4 protein-coding genes are annotated in these 5,626 nt (G+C 71.3%); 1 reads left to right on the forward strand and 3 read right to left on the reverse strand.

What is annotated here, in order from left to right:
- Positions 1-535: 535 nt before the first annotated feature.
- The 3 genes from ACWGIU_RS27705 to ACWGIU_RS27715 form a co-directional block, all read right to left on the reverse strand.
- Positions 536-1,630 carry a carboxylate-amine ligase gene (locus ACWGIU_RS27705; RefSeq protein ID WP_453710226.1) on the reverse strand — a complete coding sequence of 365 codons (1,095 nt, stop codon included), beginning with the start codon at positions 1,628-1,630 and terminating at the stop codon, positions 536-538.
- 154 nt (positions 1,631-1,784) lie between these two features.
- On the reverse strand, positions 1,785-2,273 hold the full coding sequence (locus ACWGIU_RS27710; protein ID WP_453710228.1) for a hypothetical protein: 489 nt from the start codon (positions 2,271-2,273) through the stop codon (positions 1,785-1,787).
- The gene (locus ACWGIU_RS27715; RefSeq protein WP_453710230.1) at positions 2,270-4,783 is read right to left on the reverse strand and encodes a molybdopterin oxidoreductase family protein; all 2,514 of its coding nucleotides are present in this window, start codon (positions 4,781-4,783) and stop codon (positions 2,270-2,272) included. The genes ACWGIU_RS27710 and ACWGIU_RS27715 overlap by 4 nt, the downstream gene beginning before the upstream one ends.
- A 479-nt stretch (positions 4,784-5,262) precedes the next feature.
- Between ACWGIU_RS27715 and ACWGIU_RS27720 the strand changes: the two genes are divergently transcribed.
- On the forward strand, positions 5,263-5,626 hold a 364-nt coding region (locus ACWGIU_RS27720), incomplete at its 3' end, for a hypothetical protein (RefSeq protein WP_453710232.1).

Below are 5,626 nucleotides of genomic sequence, written 5' to 3' on the forward strand. Positions count from 1 at the left end.
GGGCCCTCTCCATCTGCTGCCGGCCCGCTGGATCGGCTTCGGCGGGAGAAACGTTCCGCACGTGCCCATCGTCTCCCACATGGGGCGGCTCCTCGCGCTGGGGCGGACCGGATCGCACGCTCCCCAGCGGTCACAGGCCGACCTCGGGGCGCGGCCGTCAGGGTCGCGGCCGACACGGGTCGCGGCCGACACGGTCGCGGCCGACACGGTCGCCGCCGTCAAGGTCGCGGCCGTCACTGTCGCGGCCGTCACGGGTCGCGTTCCGGCAGCGCGATCACCGGCCCGGCGCGTGGGAGGTGGCGCGTCAGGCCACCCTCCGGCCGGGACGGCGCGGGGCCACGGGGCACCGAGGACGAAAAGGGCCGACGTCCCGCCGGACGGGCCACCCTGGCGCCCGGCGTCGAGCGCCGGTGACGCCCTGGCCGCGGCCCGGTCCCCCTTGGCCGCGCCGCGGTCGGGAGGCCTCTTCGGCCGGGTGGGAGCACGGGTGCACCGCGGCGATCGGAGGCCTGACCGGCTTGCCCATTTCCGGAGCTCACTCTTCGGGCGAACCTGCCAGAAGCAGCTTGCGCAGGGCGGGCATGCCGCCTTCCGCCAGGGCACGCCGCTGCTGGGCCGACGGCGTTCCGTCCCGGAGGAGGCGGTGCACGAGGGAGCTCACTTCCCGACCGTCGCCGCTTTCCTCCAGCGCGGGACCGATGTGGCGGAGGAGCATGCACAGGACGTCTCCGCTGCTGCGGCGGCGCCCCTGCGGGTCGACCAGGGAACCGTCCAGACCGTGGCGGGCCGCGTGCCAGTTCGCGGCTTGCAGCAGCTCCGACGGGCACGGGGCGGGAGGGGCTCCGGCACTCTCCTCCGCGAGGGCGACCTCGACGAGGGCGCGCACGATACCCGCGAGCATGACGGCGTCGTCCGCCCGCAACTGCACGTCCAGGCAGCGGATCTCCACGGTGGGGTAGTGGTCGGAGAGGCGGGCTTGCCAGTACAGCTGTCCGCGGTCGGCGATGACCCCTGACGAGACCAGGGCCTCCACCCGCTCCTCGTAGTCGGAGTAGCCGTGGAAGTACGGCGGGGGGCCGCTCACCGGCCAGCGGCCGAAGACGATCGTCCGCCAACTCGCGAACCCGGTGTCCCTCCCGTCCCACAGCGGCGAGTTCACCGACATCGCGAGCAGGGTGGGAAGCCAGACGCGAATGCGGTTCAGCACCGCCACGCCGGCCTCCGGATCGGGCACGGCCACGTGGACGTGCATCCCGCAGATCAGCTGCTCGTCCACCAGCTGCCGCGCCTCGCCTTCCATCTTGCGGTAGCGGGGCTTCGGTGTGACAGGGACAGGAGCGGAGTCCCTGACCGGGGCGGCGGCCGACGCGAGGAGCCGGCAGCCCCGCTCCTCGGCAGCGGAGGCGACCGCGTGCCGCAGCCGTAGGAGATGACCCCCCACTTCCTCCAGCCGCGTGCAGACCGGGGTGGCGACCTCGATCTGGGCCTGGAGTAGTTCGTCCTGGACCTCACCGTCCTCGGCCAGAGGTCCGACGCCCGCGATCCTGCGTACGTCGGCGACCCACGGCCGGGGAAGCGCGGTCTCCGGATCCACCAGTAGATACTCTTCTTCGACGCCCAAAGTGATCACGTTCGGCGACTACCCCCCATACGCATGATCACCCAGAATCGGAACTACCACGCCGGGGGTCGCGCCTCGTTGCCGCGTAGATGCCAAAAGGCATGCACCGGACGCGGATACCGGACGCCGTCCGGGCCCCTGCCGGCTGCAGCTCCGGCGCCTTTCAGGTGCTGGTCAGCACCTGGGGGCAGAGGTTCTTGATCATGGTGTTGGTCCAGCGCATCTGCCGCAGGGTCCGCGGGTGACAGGCCGAGGCGAGCGCGAGGAGCCGCTCGTCACGGGCGGCCTGGGCCGTTTGGGCCAGCATCTCCCAGTACAAGGAGTTGCGGACGGCGGCGAGGTGAAGGTCCCGGAGGTCTGCCAGCAGGAGCAGTCCCGAGTCCCCGGCGGCCGACAGGAACGCATCGTCCCCCGTGGAGGGCTTCGGCGCGAGAACGACCCCGTTCTCCGAGGCGTCGGACACCTCCACGCCATAGTGCTCGGCCGTCTCGGACAGGCGCCGGACGTGCTCTTCGGACCAGTGGGCCAGGTCGGTGGCGACGTGGTGCACCTCGTGCTCGTCGCGGTGGCGTTCGGCCGCGGCGAGGAGCTCGCCCGCGAGGTGGCTCTCCCCGTGATGAAGTGCCTGCAGCGTCCGGGCGGTGCCGTTCACCCGTCGCCTCCCTTCCCGTCGCTCCGGACGTCCCCGTCCCCGCGGACGTCCCCGTCGCTCCGGACGCCGTCGAAGGAGTGTGTGGCATGAGCCGCGGCGCCGCCCGTCGTGGCCGGCGTGCTGCCCGGCCGGGCGGGGGCGGACGCGGTGGTGGTCGGTGCGGGAGCTGAAGTCCCGCCGCCCCGCTCGACGAGGGTGAGCGCCGCGCAGGAGGTCTTGAAGAGCGGCTGCTTGGAAGCGGGGTCCCAGTCGGTGATCGTCGTCTCGTTGGCCGCCCTGCCCGGGGTCTGCCCATCCGGGCAGTACCCGGGTGTGGTGTCCCAGTAGCCGTAATGGAACGGGACGAACAACAGGCCCCGTCGGATGTCCGTGACGCGCAGCCGTCCCCGCAGGGCGCCCCGGGGGGAGGCGACCTCCACGAGGTCGCCTTCTTCGAGGTTTCGCTCGGCCGCGTCGGCGGCGGACGCCTCGACCCATACGTCCGGGGCGGCGTCGTTCAGTTGGGGGACCCGCCCGGTCTTCGTGCGCGTGTGGAAGTGGTACAGGGTGCGCCCCGTGGTGAGTTGGAAGGGGAATGCGTCCGTGGGCGGTTCGTGGGGCGGCAAGTAGGCGGCGGGCTTGATCATCGCCCTGCCGTCGGGATTGAGCGAGCGGTACGCGGAGGCGCTGTCGGCGGCTCCGGTTTCGAGGTCCTTGCCGTACGTTTCGCAGGTGTCCGGATGGGCCCAGCTGATGCCGTCGGTGTACAGGCGCTCGGTTCCTCGGGGTGCGTGCTCGTTGCAGGGCCACTGAATGCCCGTGGGCCCGCGCAGAATGTCGTACGTGAGGCCCGTGTAGTCGCAGGGGCGTCCCGCGCTGCACCGCTTCCAGGCCTCGAACGCGGATTCGGCGTCGTGCCAGGGGATCAGGGGGCTGCCGTCCATGTCGCGGAAACCCATGCGGTCGGCGTAGTAGAGGAAGATGTCCAGGTCCGCCCTGGCCTCGCCGGGGGGTTCGACGGCCTTGTCGGACAGGTGAACCGTGCGGTCCGCGTTGGTGAACGTCCCCGTCTTCTCGCCCCAGGTGGCAGCGGGCAGGACGACGTCCGCCAGCTGGGCCGTCTCGGTGAGGAACAGGTCCTGGACCACGGTGAAGAGGCGGTCCTGGGCGAGGATCGTGCGGACGCGGCCGAGCTCGGGCAGTGACACCGCGGGGTTGGTGCCGCTGATCCACAGCATGCGGAGGGAGCCCTGCTCGGCGTAGCGGAACATCTGCATGGCGTGCGTGGGCGGGGCGTAGTGCGGAATCTTCTGCGGCTCGACGTTCCACACCCGGGCCAGGTCGGCCACGTGCTCGTCGTTCTGCCAGTTCCGGAAGCCGGGCAGGTCGCCGTCGGCGCCGCACTCGCGGGTGTTCTGGGCGGTGGGTTGCCCGTTCATCTGGAGGATGCCGGCTCCCGGCCGGCCGAGCATGCCCCGGACGAGGTGGAGATTGTTGATCTGCACGGCGGCAGCTGTCGCCTGGTGCGACTGGTAAACGCCTTGCAGGACGGTGGAAAGCAGCCGTTCGGCCCTGCCGAGCATCTCTGCCGCCTCTTCGATCCGGGCGGCGGGAACGTCGCAGATCCCCGCGGCCCAGGCCGGTGTGCAGTCCTCGACCTGCGAGCGCAGCTCTTCGAAGCCGACCGTGTGCGCCTCGATGTAGTCGTGGTCCAGCCGGTCGGTGCGGATGACCTCGTGCAGGAGCGCGTTGAGGAGGGCGACGTTGGTGCCGCCACGTGGCGCCAGGTGCACCGCGGCGGCCCGGGCCACCGGGGTGGGGCGCGGGTCGACGCAGACCAGCCCAGGCGGGTCGCTGCCTCGGAGGCGGTCCAGGATGCGCATCCACTGCACGGGCTGCGTCTCGGCGATGTTGTGTCCGAAGAGGGCGATCACATCGGCGTGGTCGATGTCCTCGAAGGAACCCGGTTGGCCGTCACACCCGAACGATTCCTTCAGTGCCTCCGCCGCGGTCGCGGTGCACAGGCGGGTGTTGCCGTCCAGATGGTTCGTCCCGATGCCGGCCCTGGCGAGGACCGCGAGCGTGTAGTACTCCTCCAGGAACAGCTGGCCGGAGGTGTAGAAGCCGATCGAACCCGGGCCGTGCTCGCCCAGCAGCTCCTGGGAGCGGGAGACGACCCGGCCCATCGCGGTCTCCCAGTCGGTCTCGACGAGCCGTCCCCCGTCGCGGACCAAGGGGCGCCTCAGCCGGTCGGGCGAGGCGTTGGCCTGCCAGCCGAAGAGGTCTTTGGGCCCGAGGCGGCCGTGGTTGACCCGGTCGCCGGCTCGTCCCCGCACGCCGACGATCCGTCCGTCCCCGACAGCGATGTCCATGGCATCACCGTCGGAGTGCAGGATCGAGGCCGTCTGCACCCACCGCTGGACGTCCCCCTCGGCGATGCCGTCGGCGAGGACGGTGTCCACGCGTACGGGCCAGTGCCCTGCGCGTTCGTAGGGCGACCGCGCTCCCCAGGGCTCCGCGATGCGGTCCATCGAGCCTTCGCCTTTCACCTCTGCCTCCCGCCCGCGGCCCTGTCCACCGCCTGAGACCGGCCGACTTGCTCACGCGTCCGTGACCGGCGCCTACCCGCCGACGGGCGGAGGACACCTGCGTTCGAGCCGACACCGCTCAGCGCCGGCGCACCGGCATTCCCCACACATGCCCCGAGGGTGTGCTCGGATCCGCCCCGTCCCGCGCACATCACCCGACCGGGCCCGGCAGAGATGTCGGAGGACGGCCGGGCGCCGACGAGCTGTCGTTTCGCGAACGTGGCGCGGACCGGGGCCGGGGCGACGGCGCCGACGCCCGCCCTACGGCGCCCGCGGTGGGCCCATCGTCCGTCTTCCACCGCCCGCATGACCGGGTGGCGTTCCGAGGCTGAGCAGCTCCGGAAGCTTCTCGGTGTGATGCGGGCAGAGTCGGGTACGCGCACGATGGCATGAGGCCACACCCATCGAAGAAAGGTTTCGTCATGCCCCGAGGATCCAGCCCGAAGCGAGAGCGTCAGTACGAGCACATCAAGGAGTCGGGTGAGCAGCGCGGTATGTCGGAGGACCGCGCGAAGGAGATGGCCTCCCGCACCGTGAACAAGGAACGTGCCCGGTCGGGAGAGAGCAAGACGGCAAGTCGCAGTTCCACGCAGGGCAAGTCCGCCTCGCAGCGCGGTGGTGAGAAGTCCCGCGGCGGTGGAGGGTCGTCCGAGCGCACCAAGGACGAGCTCTACCAGGAAGCGAAGGAGCGCGGGATCGAGGGCCGCTCGGCCAGGAACAAGCAGCAACTCAAAAGCGCTCTGGGGACCTGGACCCATCCCTCACGGCACGGCGGCCCGGACAGGG

Source organism: Streptomyces sp. NPDC054840 (assembly GCF_053611065.1).